The organism is Bacillus jepli (genome assembly GCF_047238305.1).
GTDB lineage: Bacteria > Bacillota > Bacilli > Bacillales > Bacillaceae_L > Ferdinandcohnia.
The window spans coordinates 4,638,726-4,658,169 of the sequence record NZ_JBDFMO010000001.1; the positions used below are offsets into that span (position 1 = coordinate 4,638,726).

General features: G+C 37.6%; 17 protein-coding genes and 1 pseudogene. 5 read left to right on the top strand and 13 right to left on the bottom strand.

All coding sequences use genetic code 11. From position 1 onward, the window contains the following. Positions 1-161: 161 nt before the first annotated feature. A complete protein-coding gene (locus ABC371_RS23545; RefSeq protein WP_412899037.1) occupies positions 162-731 on the top strand; it encodes an RNA polymerase sigma factor in 570 nt (189 codons plus the stop codon). Then, a complete protein-coding gene (locus tag ABC371_RS23550; protein WP_412899038.1) occupies positions 728-1,483 on the top strand; it encodes a DUF4367 domain-containing protein in 756 nt (251 codons plus the stop codon). The genes ABC371_RS23545 and ABC371_RS23550 overlap by 4 nt, the downstream gene beginning before the upstream one ends. Before the next feature lie 59 nt (positions 1,484-1,542). On the opposite strand, the gene ABC371_RS23555 is transcribed toward ABC371_RS23550, so the two are convergent. From ABC371_RS23555 to ABC371_RS23570, 4 genes are all read right to left on the bottom strand, one after another. Beyond that, positions 1,543-2,073, bottom strand: a complete 531-nt coding sequence (locus ABC371_RS23555) for a hypothetical protein (RefSeq protein ID WP_412899039.1) — start codon at positions 2,071-2,073, stop codon at positions 1,543-1,545. A gap of 125 nt (positions 2,074-2,198) precedes the next feature. Continuing rightward, positions 2,199-2,633, bottom strand: coding sequence for a hypothetical protein (locus ABC371_RS23560; RefSeq protein ID WP_412899040.1), 435 nt, complete (start codon positions 2,631-2,633; stop codon positions 2,199-2,201). Positions 2,634-2,706: 73 nt separating this feature from the next. Then, positions 2,707-3,045: a hypothetical protein gene (locus ABC371_RS23565; protein WP_412899041.1), complete on the bottom strand. Its 339-nt coding sequence runs from the start codon at positions 3,043-3,045 to the stop codon at positions 2,707-2,709. A 135-nt stretch (positions 3,046-3,180) separates the two neighbouring features. Then, positions 3,181-3,885, bottom strand: coding sequence for a hypothetical protein (locus ABC371_RS23570; RefSeq protein WP_412899042.1), 705 nt, complete (start codon positions 3,883-3,885; stop codon positions 3,181-3,183). A gap of 504 nt (positions 3,886-4,389) precedes the next feature. Here ABC371_RS23570 and ABC371_RS23575 point away from each other — a divergent pair. Next, the gene (locus ABC371_RS23575) at positions 4,390-6,087 is read left to right on the top strand and encodes a M3 family oligoendopeptidase (protein ID WP_412899043.1); all 1,698 of its coding nucleotides are present in this window, start codon (positions 4,390-4,392) and stop codon (positions 6,085-6,087) included. 122 nt (positions 6,088-6,209) lie between these two features. Here ABC371_RS23575 and ABC371_RS23580 read toward each other — a convergent pair whose 3' ends face one another. After that, positions 6,210-7,181, bottom strand: coding sequence for a DMT family transporter (locus ABC371_RS23580; RefSeq protein ID WP_412899044.1), 972 nt, complete (start codon positions 7,179-7,181; stop codon positions 6,210-6,212). Positions 7,182-7,316: 135 nt separating this feature from the next. On the opposite strand from ABC371_RS23580, the gene ABC371_RS23585 reads away from it, so the two are divergent. After that, on the top strand, positions 7,317-8,201 hold the full coding sequence (locus tag ABC371_RS23585) for a LysR family transcriptional regulator (RefSeq protein WP_412899045.1): 885 nt from the start codon (positions 7,317-7,319) through the stop codon (positions 8,199-8,201). A gap of 111 nt (positions 8,202-8,312) precedes the next feature. Here the strand turns inward: ABC371_RS23585 and ABC371_RS23590 are convergent, their stop codons facing one another. From ABC371_RS23590 to ABC371_RS23610, 5 genes and pseudogenes are all read right to left on the bottom strand, one after another. Next, the gene (locus ABC371_RS23590; protein WP_412899046.1) at positions 8,313-12,758 is read right to left on the bottom strand and encodes a hypothetical protein; all 4,446 of its coding nucleotides are present in this window, start codon (positions 12,756-12,758) and stop codon (positions 8,313-8,315) included. Then, positions 12,736-13,482 (bottom strand): DUF6063 family protein, encoded by a 747-nt coding sequence (locus ABC371_RS23595; RefSeq protein ID WP_412899047.1) that lies wholly within the window; start codon positions 13,480-13,482, stop codon positions 12,736-12,738. The genes ABC371_RS23590 and ABC371_RS23595 overlap by 23 nt, the downstream gene beginning before the upstream one ends. Continuing rightward, the gene (locus ABC371_RS23600; RefSeq protein ID WP_412899048.1) at positions 13,483-14,994 is read right to left on the bottom strand and encodes a hypothetical protein; all 1,512 of its coding nucleotides are present in this window, start codon (positions 14,992-14,994) and stop codon (positions 13,483-13,485) included. Then, on the bottom strand, positions 14,985-16,058 hold the full coding sequence (locus ABC371_RS23605) for a Wadjet anti-phage system protein JetD domain-containing protein (RefSeq protein ID WP_412899049.1): 1,074 nt from the start codon (positions 16,056-16,058) through the stop codon (positions 14,985-14,987). Before ABC371_RS23605 ends, ABC371_RS23600 begins: the two co-directional genes overlap by 10 nt. Positions 16,059-16,243: 185 nt before the next feature. After that, a pseudogene (locus ABC371_RS23610) lies at positions 16,244-16,381 on the bottom strand (sugar phosphate isomerase/epimerase); the annotation flags it as partial. Here ABC371_RS23610 and ABC371_RS24740 point away from each other — a divergent pair. Further along, positions 16,346-16,690 (top strand): hypothetical protein, encoded by a 345-nt coding sequence (locus tag ABC371_RS24740; protein WP_488192746.1) that lies wholly within the window; start codon positions 16,346-16,348, stop codon positions 16,688-16,690. The pseudogene ABC371_RS23610 and the gene ABC371_RS24740 sit on opposite strands and share 36 nt — an antisense overlap. A gap of 374 nt (positions 16,691-17,064) precedes the next feature. Here the strand turns inward: ABC371_RS24740 and ABC371_RS23615 are convergent, their stop codons facing one another. The 3 genes from ABC371_RS23615 to ABC371_RS23625 all read right to left on the bottom strand — a co-directional run bounded on the left by ABC371_RS23615 (position 17,065) and on the right by ABC371_RS23625 (position 19,434). Next, positions 17,065-17,238, bottom strand: coding sequence for a sigma factor-like helix-turn-helix DNA-binding protein (locus ABC371_RS23615; RefSeq protein WP_412899433.1), 174 nt, complete (start codon positions 17,236-17,238; stop codon positions 17,065-17,067). Positions 17,239-17,410: 172 nt separating this feature from the next. Next, positions 17,411-18,379, bottom strand: a complete 969-nt coding sequence (locus ABC371_RS23620) for a sugar phosphate isomerase/epimerase family protein (protein ID WP_412899050.1) — start codon at positions 18,377-18,379, stop codon at positions 17,411-17,413. Positions 18,380-18,396: 17 nt separating this feature from the next. Then, positions 18,397-19,434 (bottom strand): Gfo/Idh/MocA family protein, encoded by a 1,038-nt coding sequence (locus tag ABC371_RS23625; RefSeq protein ID WP_412899051.1) that lies wholly within the window; start codon positions 19,432-19,434, stop codon positions 18,397-18,399. Positions 19,435-19,444 lie beyond the last annotated feature (10 nt).

Genomic DNA, 19,444 nt, shown 5'->3' on the forward strand with positions numbered 1-19,444 from the left:
ATAGATAAAAAATGCGTTCTTAACCCCCTATTATTTATAAAAGTACAGAAAAAAGGTTTCGTTTATACCTCAATTCCATTAGAGGTATGTTATTATAAAAAGTAAAATAAACCCATTTTTACAATGTTTTTACGAATATATAGTAAGGAAGGTATGGTTGCATGTTAAAAAAGCTTTTCGCCAAGAAGGAACCTTCAGAAGATGAATACCGCCTAATTTACGATTTATTTTATGATCGGGTCTACCACGATGCTTATTTTATTACTCGAGATCCATATTTAGCTCAGGATGTTGTTCAAGATACTTTTATGAAAGCATTTAGAGATTTAGATAGTTTAAGAGATAGATCAAAAATGGGTGCTTGGTTATCTACTATTGCATCTAGGACTGCTATTGACTTAATTCGCAAACAAAAAGTATGGAACGGAATCCCTACAGAAGACGTCTATTTAGAACAAGATAAAAATAACCATTCCAATCCCGTTGAAATGGAAGTTGAAGTAAAGCTCATGTTAAAAGAAGTAGGAGAAGTTCTTTCTGAGATTAGTGTAGAGCATCGAGAGATACTGCTATTAAAATACATACATGAATTAAAAGAGAAGGAAATAGCGGAGTTACTCAATCTTAAAGAAGGTACGGTGAAATCTAGAATATTTCGCGCTAAAAAAGAGCTGAGAAAAATATTAATTGGCAAGAATTTTTCCCAGCAGATGGATGGTGAAGTATTATGAAAAACGACGATTCTTTAAAGCATGATATTCTGAGGGAATCAATGAAATCTGAATATAAAAATGCCCCCTTGCCCCCGTCTTCGAAAGAGGAAACATGGTTACACATACAGCAGGGATTAAAAGAAAATAAAAAGAAAAAAGTGTTTTTTAAACCTGGCTTAGTTGCAGCCTCCATATTAATAGCATTTATTGTTGGGACATTATCATTTGAAAAGAGCCAAGGTAATGCCTTTGGTTGGATCACTAAATATTTTCAAAAGGATAATGGAACTATTACGCAAATAGAAGATTCAATTAGTACAGGCGAGTCAAATAGTCTCCCACTCCCTTCTGCTAATTCTTTACAAGAAATTGGTACTCTAACAAAAGAAGAAAAAATGAGTTTATCTGAAGCACAAAAAGTGGCCAAATTCCACATATTAACCCCCACTTTTTTACCAGAAGGATACGAACTTTTAGATGTCACTGTTGTTTACGGGGAAAATGATACAAGTAATGATATTATATTAAATTACGGCAACCAACTCATGATCCAACAAATTGGTGGAGCGGAGGACATGGGTAATACTTTACTAATTGATAATGAAGATACCAAGGTAGAAACGATTACAATTAAAGGCGAAAAAGCCACCCTTTTAACATTTAAGGATCATACAAGTAGGCTAATCTTTAATCATTTGAAGACCAGAATAATAATTAGCGGAAGTCTACCCGGAGAAGAGTTAATCTCGATAGCAGACTCTATGCAATAAGAAAAAGCTAACTTTAATAGTCACATAGAACTATTGGAGTTAGCTTTTTCATTTCCTTATTAAAAATAATAAATGGAGGTTGAAACACTATTAAATGTTTCCGTTATGCTACCCATTGTAACCTTATGAACTCCCCTGGTACGATAATAATATCCCTTTGGGGCAATATATTCTACAAAATTATACAAATAATTGGTACCATATTTCACAAATTCTTTCCCACTACTATAATCAACCCACCTAGACCTTGAGGAATCCCACACTTGCAAATACAAGGTTGTTGTAATTTTATCAGCATTCGTATAGCTATCAGTTTGTCCGGAAATTTTAAGTGAACTCCGGTTATTATAGATGGACACTTGTGCTGATTTGATATAGTCTGTTGCTTGTATGATTATTTCTCCTGCTGCTCCATCATTGGGGACTAATGGTTCACTGATAGGTGGTAACTTCGGCATATGTTCAAGCGCTGGTAGGTTGGTTTTATCAAAGTCTATAACTCCTCTTTCCGCCTGCACCTTATCAACGTTCAAAAGATAGACAATAGAAAAAATAAAAAGGAATGTTAACAAGTACAACCATTTTTTCATAGTTCTAATTACTCCTTTATTTTGTTTTATAGTAAAGGCGTACCAGAGTCCAAAAATGTTCCATAAAACTATGAATTTATTAAACCGCATTTAAATCAATACTCAACTATCTTTTTAAAAAAAAATTAATATGGGGCTTTATAATTTTCATTACGGAATTTTTTGATAACCTGAACTGTTAAAAAAGCACTAACAAAAATAACTATTAATAGTAAAATTCGGTCAACGTTTGGCAATTCAAACGAAAAACTAAGCCCCAACCAAAGAATGCAACTTAAAGTGTTTGCTCCGAACAAAATACCCCAAATGACTTCCTTGATTTTTTTATATGTACTTCTACCTGTTAAATACTTAATATACAAGAAACAGATAATACCTATTCCTAATATGATAAGCAGAGACTTAAGAAAAGGGAGAGTATTCGGTTCATCCCAGGGCATATCTATAAAAACCATATTGGCTAAATAAGTCATATTGAAAATAAAAACAAAGATAAGAACATAATATAATAAAAACCATTCACCTAAATAAACCAAAGGAAAAATTGACTTTTTTAACATCTTCTCACCACCTACAATTTAGCAAAAAAAAGGGACTGCTCTTGTTTTGCAATAGCACCCTTTCGTTGAATTACTAATCTTTTATTTTACTTTTGAATTGTTTAATACCGATAACTAAAAAAATCATGCTTATAATCCAAGCAACTCCTGTAATTGTAAAACGAATTTTAACTTCATTAAATATTACTGACTGTGGTAATTCTGGATTTACTGCCGGATTTAACGCATCAAAAAATAAATATCCTGCAATTGCAAGAAATATAAAATGAAAAATTAGCAATACATAAGGCTTTTTATTGCCTTTTACCATCATAAAAAAAAGGAATAAAATGATTATTGCAATTCCAATAAAAAAGCCGTTTTTTATTGGGGCAAATAGTTCTTCAAATAAACCTTTTGGTAAAACATACATATGGTACCCCCATCACAGCATTTCTTTAACGTTGTATACTGGTCAATTTATTGGAATTATCTTCTTCAAGTAATTCTGCACCTTTACTCGAAGAAGAAGGTTGCATTACCGCTGTTTAGATAATGCAACTTTTGCTTAATAATCCACATTGAGCAATTTGATTAATTCTATGACTTTCTCCTCGTCACCTGTCTCAACGTACACTAGCTTCGTATTTTTAATAATATCCTTCATTTCTTCACGAATTTCGTCTACGCTTACATTATCAGGACGAGACAATCCTCCATACCAACGTAATGGAACGTTGTATACATTGATCGTACCATCCCCATTTCCACTATATGTTACTATTCCATCTACTATACGAGAACCTGTTAACTGGATAACATCCTCTGGATAGCTAACATCGGCTTCATCGCCAGGATTAAGTGGAGTGCCCTTTGGAATATGTGTAACAACTAGATCAGAAATATCTTGATTTGGTCCAAGTTGCAACCAAACACGAGCATATTCGATTTGTTCACTTGAATACCGGGATAGTGTCTCTTTGTCGTTCTTATCATCAACATGTAGTCCACTATTTTTAGTAGTATTTGAATTATTTTTCATGTCCTCTTGTTTTTGGGTGGATGTCGAGCTATTAGAGTTTTCTGTTGTATCTGTTTCTATATCTGTTAAGTCTTTATTTGATGGGTCGTCATCTGTACGATGAGTTGAGTTGTTATTCGATGAATCGGTGTTTACATTAGCGTTTAACTCATCAGAGGAGTTTCCACAAGCAGCCAATATAACGAATAATACTGTAAACATCACCATTAAAAATTTTCTATTATTTTTCATTTTCAAATCCTCCGCCTTGAAAACCATACCAAAACTTAACATTAAGTGAAAATTCCTTAAGTAGTTTTATAGAAATACCACTTTTTTAATAACCCTACTCCGTTAATGAAATCGCCATTATTAGGGGAACTTCTTCACAAGTAAATGATTTCTGTTATAGTTTTAGTTATTTTTTTGAAGTAATAATTTATTTTCAATTAATCCAACAAATGAAACTATAAATAAAGCCATTCCTATGCTTCTTTTAATAAATCATCGCCCCCTTAAAAACACTATCCTTAAATAAGATTACCATAAATACCCAACCATTTGTAGAACTAACCTACCATAGTGGGAAACTCCAACAAAAAGAAGCCTTAGCCATTCTTGGCACAAAGCTTCTAAGTTCAATAACCAAAAGTATTTTTGCATTGTCTTTTGCTTGCTTTTGGAAAAAGTTAGATGTAAGAACTAAGATTCTATAATATAATGAAAATAGAATAAAAAAGGGTAGGTGAATTTTCCATGACAAAAGATGTACGTCATACATATTATAAAGAATTAATTGATTTACAAGATGTAGAAGCGCTAGAAACTCAGATTCAAAGTTTACTGAATGTTCCAATTGAATCCGTTTCCGACCTAGAGCAGTGGTTAAAAGAAGAAAAGAATTTTATGATTAAAATTTCGGAAGCGATGACAGGTCACCAAGTCGACTTCTATCGGAACACTGAGGATGCAGAAATCAAGTCGACGTATCTTCATGATCAGCAAGTCATTCAACCACTTTTAATGAAATATGAAGCAAAACTAAATGAGAAATTCTGTGAGTCTCCTTATTTACATCAATTAGATAAAAAACGGTACGGCTTAATGCGGCAAGTTCGCGAGTCCAAAGTGAAACTGTTCAGAGAAGAAAACATTCCTTTAATGGTAAAAGAACAAGAACTCTGCACAAAGTATAGTGAAATTATGGGTGGGTTAACAGTTGAATGGGACGGGGAGGAAAAGCCTTTTCCGTTTATACAATCCCAACTCGATAATCTAGACCGAAGCGTGCGAGAAAAAGCGTATAAAAAGATGGGCTCCGCCTTTCGTCAAATTAAGTCTGATATGGATGCCATTATGGATGAACTCGTTCAACTACGACATCAAATCGCTTTAAATGCAGGCTTTGAAAATTATCGTGATTATATGTTTGTGGTCAAAAATCGCGAGTATAGTGTCCAAGACTGTTATGACTTTCATGAAAATGTAGAGAAACATATTATTCCAGCTTGGAATCGACTAGCGGCTGTTTTTAAATCTAAACTTGGTGTTGATACCTATCGCCCTTGGGATAACACCGCTAAATTGATGAAGAGCCCACCATATTCCGAGGTGTCTACTCTTATGGATGGCGTTTCTGAGATGTTAGGGAAAACCGACCCATATTTTGCAGACCGTTTCGATTACATGAGAGAGAATGGGTTATTAGATCTTGGAGATCGGAAAGGAAAAAGCCCAGGTGGGTTCTGTACGGACTTACCTGTTTCAGGTGATACCTTTGTTTTTGCAAACTTTAGTCCATCCTTTTTCTCTCTGATCGCATTAATTCATGAAATGGGCCATGCGGTAAATGGATACCTACAGTTTTCTGAACATGGTCCTACTGAAGATTACCAGCACCGAATGGAAGTTGCAGAACTGTATTCTCATGGAATGGAATTGCTTTTGTTGGATAAGCTGGATCGTTTTTATTCAGATGAAGAAGATTTTAAGAGCGCACAGCGTGAAGAGTTGAGAAGGGCATTTACAATGTTGTACGGACCATTGTCAGGAGATCTCTTCCAGCATTGGATGTATACAAATCCTACTCACACTGCCAAAGAACGTGATGAAAAATTCTTTGAAATCTCAAAACGTTATGGATTAAACCCTGTTGATACTTCTGGGCTTGAGGAAGAAATCGGAATGAGCTGGGCGGGAACCCTTCATTTCTTCGAAGTTCCTTTCTATAATATTGAATACTCAATCTCGATGCTTGGTGCTTTACAATTGCTTGAGAATTATCAGAAAGACCCAGAGAAAGCAATCGAATCCTTTAAAAAAGGTGCAAGTGCGGACTATAATCAAACCATCGCAGAAATTTATAATGAAACTGGCGTCAGTTTTGATTTTTCAGAGCCAGCCGTTAAACGCATGGGCGAATTCTTAGAAAAAGTTATTCAAGACATTCATTAATGAAGGTAGGCATTGGGACACAATCGACGTTCAAAAAAGGCACCACTAGTGAAATTAAGCTAGTGGTGCCTTTACTTTACTCATGCTCGCAAAATTTTTGCGCACCACTGGCCAGGCACCGGTTAAGATGCACGTTGACGTAGCTTTGGTTGAGCACTTGGTATATATTTTTTCTTTTGTAGTCTTACAAACAGATTATTTGCTACAAGTGAAAGAATGATAAAGACAGTGCCTAAGATATCAAACATAGTCACATGGTAGCCTTGAAAAATCGAAACTAAAAGGGTCGTAACGGGAACGAAGTTAATGAATAATAAGGCATTGATTGGTGATAAAATACTGACTCCAATGTTCCAACCGAGTAATGCAATCAACCCTGGAAAAACGATCATAAACAGCAAATGCGGAGCTGTTGCTGAAATCTCTTCTTCTGTTGGGACCGATACATATCCAATTAGAGTCGCTACTGCTACAACCACTCCTGCTGTTACCGTTCCGAGTAAACAGCTTAATGTGGAATACCGCAAAACAGACCAACTGCCAAACTTACTTCCTCCCATTGTGTAAATAACCCATCCAACAACTGCTAGGAATATAAGAATAGAAGGAATCAAATTGTCCGTTGCACTTAAAAATGACTGAATATCCCCTTTTGTAATCACGAATACCGCGCCAATTAATGCCACAATTACACATGCCAATGTAAAAGAGTGAGGACGTTTTTTATATAACATCCAGACAATCACAATCGAAATCATTGGCATGAGCGATTCATTAATGGATGCAACCATGACTCCTGGTTCCCCCAATAAATCTTCTCCCCAGAAAATAAACAGGTTATAGACCGTAAAGGCCATTGTCCCGAAAAACCATAATTGCAGACCTTTTCCTTCAAATCGAAAAGCCTGTTTTCCTTCTTTCCATAAAAGCATCGCTACCAAAAGAATGGTAACTGCCCCATACCGTATAATTGTAAAATAAAAAGGATCAATATGCTTAAAGGCTGCATGTGCTACTGGAAACATGGCACCCCAAGAAACTGCAGCAACAAAACATAAAACAGCTCCCCATAACACATTATTTCTCACTTTCATCTGCCTCCCTAAAATGGTAACAGATTAAATTATCCGTCAATTTTGATATCTTGTAAAATGAATAATAATGATTAACTACCATCATTTTTAGTGATATCATAGAACTATAGAATAATAGAGATTGGAGGGTTAAAAATGGAATTTAAAGACCTTGAGATTTTCCAACTGGTTGCAGAAAAAGGGACCATTACAGAAGCGGCAAAAGACTTGAAATACGTGCAATCCAATATTACTTCCCGAATTCGAAAACTAGAGGCTGAACTGAACACTCCGTTATTTAATCGCCATCGACGCGGGATGAGCTTAACACCTGAAGGGAAAAAACTATTAACCTATAGTAAAAAAATAGTAGCCTTAACAGAAGAAATGAAACAAGCGGTTCAAACCAACGAGGAACCATCAGGAAAATTAGAAATCGGTACAGTCGAAACCGTCATTCATTTACCTAAAATTTTGTCTAGCTATGTAAAAAAATATAAGGATGTCGATTTGTCTGTATTTACGGGGGTAACAAGTACACTTGTGGAGGATGTATTACATCATAAGCTAGATGGTGCGTTTATTACGGAATCGGATTTTCATGCCGACCTTGTATCCCATGAAGTTTTTCAAGAAGAGCTCGTCCTCATTTCCGATCATCGTGTTTCCAGTCTAGATGAGTTAGTCGAAGAACCAATCTTATGCTTTAGTAAAGGCTGTGGATACCGGGCACGTCTATCAGAATGGTATCGGGACCAAGACATAACACCAAAAAAAATAATGGAATTCGGCACATTAGAAACCATCTTACGCAGCACGGCCATGGGACTAGGCATTGCATTCGTTCCGAAATCAGAAGTGAAACAAATGGAAAAAGAAGGACTCATCCAATTTCATAAACTTCCTGAGCAATATAGTAAAATTAAAACAGTCTTCATAAGAAGAGCCGACTCCTATCTAACACCCACCATCGAAAAATTTATTGAGACGATTGAATCTAGTAAACAGGAGAACCATAGGGACGGTTCTTGTGGTTCTTAACTTATTTTCTCCTTGTTCTTATTAAAAAAAATAGAAAAGGAGCCTGACCCAGTTACGATAAATACTTTACCGCAACAGGGGTCAGGCCCAGGATGACGACGAGTGTCCCACTCATTGGTAGATTCTAAACGCTGGAACAATGGTATCAGAAACAATTTCTTTTCCTTTTTCACGAATGAAGTCTAATTTATAATAGGCGTCAAATCGTTGGCTGATTTCCGTCTTCACCAGTTCTGGCGGAGTAACAACGATGAATTGGAACTTTAGTTTTTCAGCAACGGCGAAGATTGGGTCAAGGACGTGTGCCGATGCTGCTTGTCCAAACGGATTATCACAGACCAAAGGCACCCAGCTTTGATCTGTTTCGCTTTTCACAGATAATAACATCATCATCATCACCATTCTGGCTGATAATTTTTGTCCTCCACTACCATCAGATTTCGTTCTAGAACCTTGATTAATAGTTTGCCAGGTTGAATAATGCTCCTTTTGTGGTTTCCCGTACATAAAAGCATTATCTGTTCGCATATTATAGACAAGGAGCTCGGGGTATCGATTTCGAAGTGAGACAAATAAAATTTGCTCATCACTTATAAGCTCCTTTATTTCTTGGTCTAACACACGATTATTGTCATCGATAATATCAAATTTCTTTGTAATTTTGTTAATGGCTGCGACAAAATGCTGCTTCAGAAGCGGTTCAATCTCATCCGCCTTTTTAGGTAAAATGTCATCCTTTAACTGGACGAGTGGAAAAGTTCCTCGTTCATTTTTCAGTTTCATTTTCGCAATCATCGAGCGAATCGCCTCTGAAATGCTCATCACCTTCATGCTGGCACGGCTAGCCCAAAAGCTTTGAGCCTTTTCAGCACGTTCTTTATCGCGTTCTAGTTGCTCTAATCCACTTTGTGAAAAACGTTTCATGTTTTTCACGATGCTTTGGATATGGGCATAATGCCTTGTGTCCATATGGTCGAGTGTTGTTAACACTTCGTTTTTAAAACGTATTTCCCAATCCTTTCCTTCAATAGTCAGCTTTAAGTTTCTTAAGGATTGGTCGATTTTCGCATGCTTTTCCTGCCCTTCTTCTTGAATGGATTGATGTTCTTCACACCAAGATAAGATACAGGCTTTTCCTTGAGTCCTGATTTTCTCCACATCTTGATCCGTGAAGACGGCCGCTTCTTCTTTTAGGATAACAGTCAGAGTTAACAGATCTCCTTCATAACCCGCAATTAGCGTTTCTGTATCTTTTTGACGTTTCAGGGCCTTCTTGATTTCCTCAATTGTTACTTTCGTTTGATCATTGATTTCAATTTCCTTAACTTCTAAATCAAGATCTTCCCATTCTTCAGGCTGTTTATCATACTTTTTGACCTTTTTTCCTGCTTTGACACGTTGTTCTTTGGCGTGCTTTAAGGATGTTTCTGAAACTGTTACAGCAGTCCCTTGTTCCCGCTCTGCTTTTTCCGCTGTCTTTGCATCCTTTTGTGCAGATTGCATCATATTTTCCAATATACTTAATGGTTCATCCGGTTCTGGAGCTAGTTTCCACTCCTCATTCTGGCTATTTAGTTTTTTCTCCAGTTTCATTTGCTGCTTTTGTTCGGCTTCTCTGGTCGCTTGAATAACGAGTAATTCATGAGCCTGTTCTTCTTTTGATTTCTGGAGTTGTTTAAGCTCTTCTATATTACCTTTTAGATCTTCAAGCAAATGTGGTGATAAGCGTGGTACCTCTTCGCATTCCTCCGCTTTCTCATCAGCTGGAAACACCGCTTCACTAATAAAGGTGGCGATTTCTTTAATTGTTTGATCGGTTGTAAGCTTCCATTCTACATATGTTTGATTCCACTTGGTTTGTAGCTGGGAGATCTGTTGTTGCTTGTCACCTAGTTCTTGCTGCTCAAGTTTTAAGGCTTCCTTTTGTTTTTCTTTCTCTATTTTCACCCGTTTATTTTCTTGATAGAGAGATTTTTCCTTTTCAAACTCCTCTAATACTTCCACATCTTTTCTAAGCTTTTCAATCTTTCCAGTAGTCTTTTCTAGCTGTTCCTTTAGCTGAAGCTGGAGTTCTTTTTCCTTTGCTTCTTGTGTGATGACTTCCTGTAAGTTTGTTTTCTTTGATAGTAGAGCATTTTGTTCTTGCTGGAGCGCTTTTGCTATATCACTCGAAAGCTCCCCTGATATAAATCGATCGATTTCTTGTAAAATGCGACGTAGTGATCCTTCTGTCTTTTCCATTTCACCAAGGGTGTCTTTCTTGTCTTCAATTTGTTTGGCAATTTGAATTTTCCATTTGGTAAACTGATTTTTATCTGTTAATAGCTCTTGCTCTGTCCCGTTAATGACCACAAACGATACTTGTTGTTTTTCGCTGCTCATTTCCTCACGCAGAAAAATTGGAACAGGGCTTTTATACATTCTTCCTGAAAGGACCTGTGTATTAATTTTTTGCCATTGCTGGCCACTTACGACCAAACCATAAGGCAGGAGCGGATACGTTAAAGCAATGCTTTCCATCTCCTCTTTCGTTAAGGATTGGAGATATTGAGTTCCGTAAAACACATCAATACCAGTCTTATCATCAATCCATTCCTTTAATTCTTTCACATCTTTATTCGGAATCCAGAAGGGTTCATCATTTAATGAATGGTCGATTTGTGTTTCCCAAAGTTCTTTTTTAATTTGTTCAGCTTGCTTTCGGTTCTCGTCAAGTAATCCTTCTATTTGATTGGCATATTTGGATAATAGCGAATGTGTAAAAGGTGTCGTGATTTCATCAATTAATCCATAAAGCTTATCTACTAGTTTTGCTTCTTTATGGGCTTGCTCTTCTTTTGATGATTTTAGTGCGTCACATTTTTCTTCAGAAAATGAAATAGCTTGGACAAACGTACCATGTTTAGTGGCAAGACGATTTTGTGTTTCATTCGATTCTTTCTCTTTTGCTTCCAAGTCTTCTAATCTAGCCTTTTTGTCTTCGATTTGTTTAGAAATGTGACCCAACAAGCCCTGAAAGTCATACGTTAAACGGTCACCAAATTCCTGAATAAGCTCAGCTTCCTTAGACTCATAGTTATGCATCTGCGTATAAAGAAAATCGATCTCCGTACTAAGCTTCGCTAATTCCTGTGTCTGTTTCTTATCCTGTCGAGAGAGTTCTTTTTCCTTTTTCTTCAGGAATTTTTGATACCCAACATACTGTTTAACTGCTTCTTGGAGTGATTGGTAGGAGGATTCCCATTGCTTTAAAGCTTCCTGTTTGATTTCTTCCATTCGTTGATTCACTTGCTCCAAGCCACTGTTTTGTTCCAATTTCATAATTTGCTGTGACAGTGCACGAATGCTTTGTTCGTTTTCACTCCACTCTTTTAATAAGAGCTGAAAAGTCAGTTGTTCCTTACGCTCCTGTTTCTCATTCACGATTTCCTGAAGGGAAGTGTGCTTCTCTTTTTCCGCAGCTAATTTCGTTTCCCACTCTATGACCTCTCGGTGAGCTTTGGCATACTCTACATTTTCCTTTTGAAAGCGTAACTCTTCTTGCCTTATCTTTAGGTTCTCCAACTCTTCCACTAATGTAAGCTGTTTTTCCTCTTCCATTTGCTTTACGTGCTCCAACGCACCAAGTAGCTGTCTTCCAATCTTGATACTTGCATTCGCAATTTCTTTATGTTCGACCCCTATTGCAATATGCTCTTCAAATGGCACGATGTCTTCTAAAAACTCTTTATGGGCTTGCTCTCTTTTTAAAAGAACAGGAAGGTCCTTCGCAATACTCGCCTGGCTCTTAAAAATTTCCACTAGATCGTTTTTTTGATGTTCGGTACGATGCAAAACTTGACTAACAGTCGGAATAATTCGTTTTTGAAACAGGGAATGATCATCCTCAGCTCCCTCAAAGTATTTTCCAACCCCGCCTTCATCCTTATTGATATCCTTCATAATATCCCAATCCTTACGGTTAATTCCGTATGTATCAAGGATGCGATAATGCTTCTTCGTGTCCCGGTAGACGTCATATCCATTCCACATTAAATAATCCTTCAGGCTCTCCGTTTCGGCTAGCTCGTCATTTTCATAAAGTGGAATATGATCAAGGGCGGCTTCCTCTTTCCGGTCAAATTCCCTTGTATAAAAAGTAATATCAGGCAATATTTTCGCTTCTTGTTCCAGTGTTTTATTTTCATTTCCACTTTCATCGTTCATTGAGATTCGCTGTTCGGCTGAGAACATTCCACCTGTAATCAAATGACGATGATCGGCACCGTCCAATTCCCATTGAATGGCGACATGAAAGGTATAAGGAATAAATTGCTCTTTATTAGTAAAGAAGAATTGTTGATAATAACGATTGTTTTGTTTTCCCCACGACGTTCCGGGCTTAAGTATTTGGAAAATCGTTTGCAGGAACACACCTTTTCCGCCGCCATTCATCATCGCAATCAAACCATTTGTTGAGGTCTCATCATTATGAAAATTGAAGGTAGTATCTTTATATTGTTTTTGCATGCCATCATATTTCAGGCCCGCAATTCTAATCGAAAAGATTTTCGGCATGCTCATCCTCCTCAGCTGTCATTAATTTCTTAAATACTTCATACCGATCGTAATCGTGATACAGGTATTCGATTCGCTCGAAAAGCTCACTCTTTGGAAACACCTTTGGTATATCATCACGGTCCAAAATGACGATTAGCCCCTCTGTTTCTAATAAACGCATGCTACTTGCAATTAACCCGATTCTTGTTCGGCGATTTCCCTTTTTCAGCCCGTAATTCTCGGTGTCGACCTCCATGTACTTCCATGTGGTCACAACTTCCTTCATATCAATTCGTTCTTCTTCTCCGAAGGTAGGCTTAGTTTTTAGAATGCTCTCCCAATTCACGATTAGATCATTCACTTGCCGCTCTAATGCATAGAAGCTAATTCCTTCACGTTTTGTACGAATTTTAGCAGCCTGGTTGCGGTCAATTGTTGCCAAAAATGCCATAATCACAATACTAATCAAATGAAAGTGTTTTTTCGTTTCAATTTGCTTGTGCTTGTCTTTCATATGGGTGAAATTTGTTGCAAACACTGAACCGGTAGGCTGGACCACTAACTGAATGCGTTTCGGTGCTTCAATGATATAGGTACCTGATTCGTCTGCTAATAAGAGAACGGTCTGTCTTACTTCTGGCTCAAAATACGTTTGGAAGTGCTCACTGTTTTCATCAATAACCTTCTCTTTTAATAATGTAAAATAAACAGCGGACGCCTTTTTGACGATTTCTGCATCCATTTACTTCCCCTCCTCTACACAGATTTTAAATGGGGTAATTTTCATTTGATACCATCGGAAAGGCTCGGCACGATGATCAAACTTTGTATAGATCATCAATCCTTCAAACACTTGAAATTGAGGATATTCCTTCATTAATTTATAAAGAAGAATTTCCCTCTCATCACTTAAGGTTTCTTCTTTTCGATAAAGCACTTGAACCTTTAACGGTTTTTTATCAAACATCATCCATAAATCAATCGTTTCTGACTCTTCAAACCATAAATCCTGTACTTCAAGTGGCAGGTCCTTTAAATCAGTTAACGAAAACTCTCCATATGTTTGTAAATATTGAAACACGTAACTCCATGCCGAAATAACCGAATCCCAGTCCGTTACCCGCTTCGGAGTCACATTTTCTTCTTCCTCATCTTCAATTAATTCATCATCTGATTCAATTCGTTCGAATTCTTGTTCTCCCCAAATCCAATCAAGGGGCAAAATAAATTCATTTTTCGGTGAAAATAATGGTGACAATATCTGTTCAACCATTGTAAAAGAAGTAACTCCTTCTTTCATAATCCAATCTTCATAAAAATGTTCCCGAAATGAAACCAAACTATTTTCCCAAAACAATGATGGGTTCTCTACCTTTAATTTCATCTCATATGAAATATTTTGGATCACAAGCTTGGCAAAACGATCATGTAACTGCCTTGTATGACCAATTTTTTCTTGAAGAAGAATCAATTCCTTTTGAATATAATCATCTTCATCATTGGTTCGTTTTGATTTTTCAATCATGCTCGTGATGGTGCGAAAGTGATTTTTTTCTTCTTCAAATTGCTTTTCAATCTCAACACGATTGTCAGCCCTTTGCCATTCCTCTTCAATCAATAAAATTTTTGGATTGTTGATCATTTCCTTTTGAAAGGAGAATTCGTTTGCCATTAAGCGGTTAACCCGTGAAATGAGGTGATCGAGGTTTCGAGTAGCTTTCCTGAAGTTACCGTTTTTGATTAACTGAATACTATAGAGCTGTTCAATCGTGATCGAAAATTCCTCAGCCATTTCCCTGCTCATAAAAATCATTTCCTGAGCGACGTCGGTCAGTTTATAAACAACCTGGCCACCCATCTCCAAATTCGTATATAATTCATCCATTGTGACATAGCGAAAGACTTGAGTCTCCCACGATTGCCTAATTTCATCATAATATAGGGCTTCAAACGGTTGGCTAAATTCTTCTTTTCCCTGGTACAAAAGCCCACTTGTAATCCGTTCTATTTGCTTTTCGTCTGCTAATAGTTTCATTTGTTTGATTGAATCATCAACCATATACTTAATATCTGATTTGCGTCTATTATCATCATCATTTAACTCTCGGTAAAAGATGGTGATTAACACATGCATGAGAATCGTTTGGATATGAGGCTTTAACTCTCCAACTTCCATTCCCCTCCCAAGCTCAAACAGTGGATTTAACCGTTGCATGCGCTGGGCAAACCCTTCCCATGATTCGTTCACATCCATCTCCTCCATGTTTCGATTGTTAAGACTTCTTGCGGGATTCGCATATTTTCCTGCCACAAATCCATAAGTATTGCTTGCTCAGGCTCTGTAAACCATTGAAAAAAGGAATCACGGTAGGTGATATTTTGTGCTTGTCCACGTTTTTGCGCATTCTTTTGATCCACACATTCAAGCATTTTGCGATAAATCTTTAAGGCAGGCTGAATACTGCAATCTGGGTATTTTTCAATCAATCTGACAATAATTCCGTATCCCGCAGCATCTAGATCTCCTGCGTAGTAGAAAAGATAGTTTTTAGTCGGAAACATTCGGAAAAAATAAGAAAAACTCCGTTCAATTTTTGTCCCTTCCCCAAAAATAATCAACTCAGGCTCATAATCTAATTTCTCTGCCTCCAATAACTGTATGGAGGTATGAAAGAATGATAGATTTTCGACAATCAGGACTCTCTGGATATCGTTCATTTCTACCCCTTTTTTCATCCAAAACACAAATGGTTCACCGTAGTGCACCATTTTCAGCTGTTCTTCTGCTACTCCTATTCTAGCTAAAAAGCCACTTCCTTCAGGAAAGCTTTCACTATCTAGCAAGAATTTTTCATGGCCAAAGAGCTCAAGGCTTCTTTCTTCAACTGACACGATTTCCCGTTCCTGACTGGATTGAAGAAAATGGTATAGCTTCTGGATTCGTGCCCATTCCTCTTTCGTCTGCCATTCGGGATGACGTTCATAAAAGGAAAAGTCAAATGTATCACTTATCTTCATCATCTCAAGACGATCCCATTGATCCTCCTGAACCTTTATATTTACCCAAAAAAATAGTGGCAGTGCAGGTGATCTTCCGTTGTATTGTTTATTTTGAATTGGAGTCAATTGTCCTTCAGCTTGTAGGTTTTGAATGGCAGAATAAAATAGAGCATACCCATCCATTTCAAAATAATTGTCGATTATCCTTCGCAACTGAAGGTCTAACTCATTTATATTAATCTTCTTTTTTTGTTTAGGGTGCTGAATATCTGTAATAAACCCTCTCACCCGTGTTTCAATAACATCGATGGAACTCACCTACTTACATATTCGTAGATTCATAGGAATCTACTCCATTTTTAACTCTTTTTATTATAAACTAGTCCGGTGCTTAGCGGTAAATGAAATCTTTCTTACAATTAATTGAAAAAGGGTCTGACCCCCGGTACGGTAATACTTTACCGTACTAGGGGCCAGGCGCCAGAATTAAAATAATAAACTCGTTACACCCACCACATATTCCCTGGTAGTTCTTCAAGTAGGACGGATTTTAAATTATGAACAGCACGTGAAAATCCTTCTTCAATGGACATGATTGGGTCCTCATGCTCAATACTTACCACATAGTCGTATCCATAGGTTCCGTTGCAGTTGTGGATAGTAAAACTAATGAACTATTGCACCTTAACGCCAACATATTTTACAATATAAGTGAAGACGGTTTCGAATCAATGCAAACGTATACACTAGAAGATGGATTCGGTAATGTAGTATCTAAAGCAGAATTGGACGGTCAAATTTCAACGATGTCGATCTTCAACCCGTGCGTCCACACTGGCGTTTGGGTATATATTTACCACTGCGGCATGTGGGCATTGGTAAATGGGATCGCAGGTATGGCTTGCGCTGCGATCTGTTCTTACGCATTTGCATACGGTTGTTCTCGATAAAGTGAGGTGATTACAAATAGGCAAGAGGATATTTTGGGCGCTTAACTGCGTGATAGCTGGATTGTTTCTTGGATTTGGAGCGTTCATGGTAACACAAACAGGCGATATTAAGCTCGGAATTATTTTAGCTTTAATCGGTGTATCTCACGGTTGGCTAAGCCTTTGGGGATATAAGAGGTTTGTTGGTAAGGGTATATTTTTCGTAAATTAATATCGTATAAAAACAGCCTCTCCTATGTTTTTAACGGAAGGGCTTGTTTTAATTTATAATAATAATATATATGCACCGGTTTCATTTCTTGTATTGCTTTTGCAAGTTCAAAAATTTTCTCGTGGTATGGTGTTGAAATCTCCCTATCAGTATCTATGATTGATTAAAGCTTCTTCCTAGAAAGATGAAGTGCTGTCTTAATTGATTCATTACTCACTCTCAACATTGATGCTTTCTCTTTTGTGGTGTATCCGAAAACATCCTTTAAGGTAATGAGCATAGCTTGTTTCAAAGGTAAGGAAGCAAGAAAAATTTCAATTAAACTGAAGTATTCTATAGATTAATTTATTTCTCCATAAAGCTCCTCATTAAATTGAATTTTCTCTCTACCTTTTCTTTTTTCATCAATAAAATGGTTTTAGCCACTACACAAAAATTGAAAAAAGGGCCTGACCCCCGGTACGGTAATACTTTACCGTACTAGGGGCCAGGCGCCAGAATCTACTTTTTTACACCCACCACATATTCCCCGGCAGCTCTTCAAGTAAGACGGATTTTAAATTACGGACAGCACGAGTAAATCCTTCTTCAATGGACATGATTGGGTCCTCATGCTCAATACTTACCACATAGTCGTATCCATAGGTTCGTAGGGCACTCATCATATCTGACCATTCTTGTAAACTATGGCCACAGCCTACAGAACGGAATGTCCATGCTCTCGTTTGAACCTCGCCATATGGCTGCATGTCTGTTAGCCCATACATGTTGACGTTATCTTGATCAATATATGTATCCTTCGCATGGAAATGATGAATCGCATTTGCCTTACCTAAGATCTTAATCGCCGCTACAGGATCAATTCCTTGCCACCAAAAATGACTCGGGTCAAGGTTCGCACCAATGGCATCACATGTTTCCTCTCGTAGTTTTAGGAGAGTGTAAGGAGTATGAACTAAAAACCCACCATGAAGCTCTAGCCCAATCTTCACGTTATGCTCCTTAGCAAATTGCCCCCATTCCTTCCAATAGGGGATTAATTTTTCCTCCCATTGCCATTTTAAAATATCACCATACTCATTTGGCCATGGAACAACCGGCCAGTTTGGAAATTTCGCACCTTCATGGTCTCCAGCGGTGCCCGAAAAACAGTTCACAACAGGAACACCTAGTAAGCTAGCAAGCTTAATTGTTTTCACCAAAGCCTGGTGAGACTCCTCGGCAAACTTTTGATCAGGCGAAATCGGATTTCCATGACAGCTAAACGCACTTATTTGGAGTCCGCGCGATGTTACTTTTTCCATATATTCGTTACGTTTTTCTTCACTTTCTAATAAGGCATCAAGATCACAATGGGCATTTCCTGGATATCCACCCGTCCCAATTTCAACTGCGTTTAATCCAGAAACTGCTACATAATCAAGCATATCTTCAAAGCTCTTTTCTGAAAATAAAACGGTAAATACACCTAGTTTCATTACTCGTTTCCCTCCCGCTACATTTTAATGCTTTCTCCTGTTTCACTACTTTTATAAATCGCATCGATGATTTTGGAAACCTGTAAAGCTTGCTCTGGTTTCACGATAAGTTCATCGATTCCTAAACAGCTTTCAACAAAGTTTCTAGCTTGTGGTAAATCTAGGGATTCTTCACCAGGTACCCAGTTCGCCACCGTATTTAATAACATTCCATGCTTCGCTTGATTCAGTTGAAGGGGGAATAGATCGATCCCACCCTTATCCCCCGAAATGCTAACTCCTTCCTCATCCTTCGGAATATTGGCTGACCATGACGTTTCGAAAAGCATCGAAGCACCGTTTTGAAATTTAATATACGCCGTCACATGATCATCCACATCAAAGGATTCCGAATCAAAACATCCCCATTGGTTGACTTGGCTCGGCATCTTACTTAGGCGGTTATAAGCTGTGCCGCTTACCTCAACAGGCTCTGGATTTCCCAGTAACCATAAGGATAGATCTAAGAAATGACAGCCCCAATCGATCAGGGTTCCTCCACCTTGCAGTTCTTTATTAGTAAAGACACCCCACCCCGGGACCTTACGTCTTCTTAATGCTTTTACCCTTGCAACGATGGGTTCACCAATTTCATCCTCTAAAACGAGCCTTTTTGCAGCCTGTGAATCTTTTAAAAAACGATAATGATAGGCAATCGCCAACACTTTGCCTGATTTTTCAGCAGCCTCAATCATTGCCTGACATTCTTCTGCTGACATTGCCATTGGTTTTTCACATAACACATGGACACCCGCATCAAGTGCTGCGATTGAAATATCAGCATGAAACTTATTCGGGGTACAAACAACAACAGCGTCCACTTCAGCAAACATATCCTGATAGTTCGTATAGATCTTTGAAATCTGGTATTTTTCTGCAACAGTCTTTACGATTTCTTCATTCACATCACAAATGGCTTCAATTGTGACTTGCTCGGCTAATTGCTGGAATGCAGGTATATGTCGTGCTTGTGCAATTCCACCAGCTCCTATTATTCCAATTCGCAGTTTGCTCACGTTTTACACC

Bases quoted from the DNA above. Each gene is read 5' to 3' on its own strand.
- ABC371_RS23575 (WP_412899043.1), top strand. From the start codon at position 4,390: ATGACAAAAGATGTACGTCATACATATTATAAAGAATTAATTGATTTA.
- ABC371_RS23620 (WP_412899050.1), bottom strand. From the start codon at position 18,379: ATGAAACTAGGTGTATTTACCGTTTTATTTTCAGAAAAGAGCTTTGAA.
- ABC371_RS23565 (WP_412899041.1), bottom strand. From the start codon at position 3,045: ATGTATGTTTTACCAAAAGGTTTATTTGAAGAACTATTTGCCCCAATA.
- ABC371_RS23585 (WP_412899045.1), top strand. From the start codon at position 7,317: ATGGAATTTAAAGACCTTGAGATTTTCCAACTGGTTGCAGAAAAAGGG.
- ABC371_RS23560 (WP_412899040.1), bottom strand. From the start codon at position 2,633: ATGTTAAAAAAGTCAATTTTTCCTTTGGTTTATTTAGGTGAATGGTTT.
- ABC371_RS23555 (WP_412899039.1), bottom strand. From the start codon at position 2,073: ATGAAAAAATGGTTGTACTTGTTAACATTCCTTTTTATTTTTTCTATT.
- ABC371_RS23580 (WP_412899044.1), bottom strand. From the start codon at position 7,181: ATGAAAGTGAGAAATAATGTGTTATGGGGAGCTGTTTTATGTTTTGTT.
- ABC371_RS23570 (WP_412899042.1), bottom strand. From the start codon at position 3,885: ATGAAAAATAATAGAAAATTTTTAATGGTGATGTTTACAGTATTATTC.
- ABC371_RS23550 (WP_412899038.1), top strand. From the start codon at position 728: ATGAAAAACGACGATTCTTTAAAGCATGATATTCTGAGGGAATCAATG.
- ABC371_RS23545 (WP_412899037.1), top strand. From the start codon at position 162: ATGTTAAAAAAGCTTTTCGCCAAGAAGGAACCTTCAGAAGATGAATAC.
- ABC371_RS24740 (WP_488192746.1), top strand. From the start codon at position 16,346: ATGCTCAATACTTACCACATAGTCGTATCCATAGGTTCCGTTGCAGTT.
- ABC371_RS23595 (WP_412899047.1), bottom strand. From the start codon at position 13,482: ATGGATGCAGAAATCGTCAAAAAGGCGTCCGCTGTTTATTTTACATTA.
- ABC371_RS23600 (WP_412899048.1), bottom strand. From the start codon at position 14,994: ATGGATGTGAACGAATCATGGGAAGGGTTTGCCCAGCGCATGCAACGG.
- ABC371_RS23590 (WP_412899046.1), bottom strand. From the start codon at position 12,758: ATGCCGAAAATCTTTTCGATTAGAATTGCGGGCCTGAAATATGATGGC.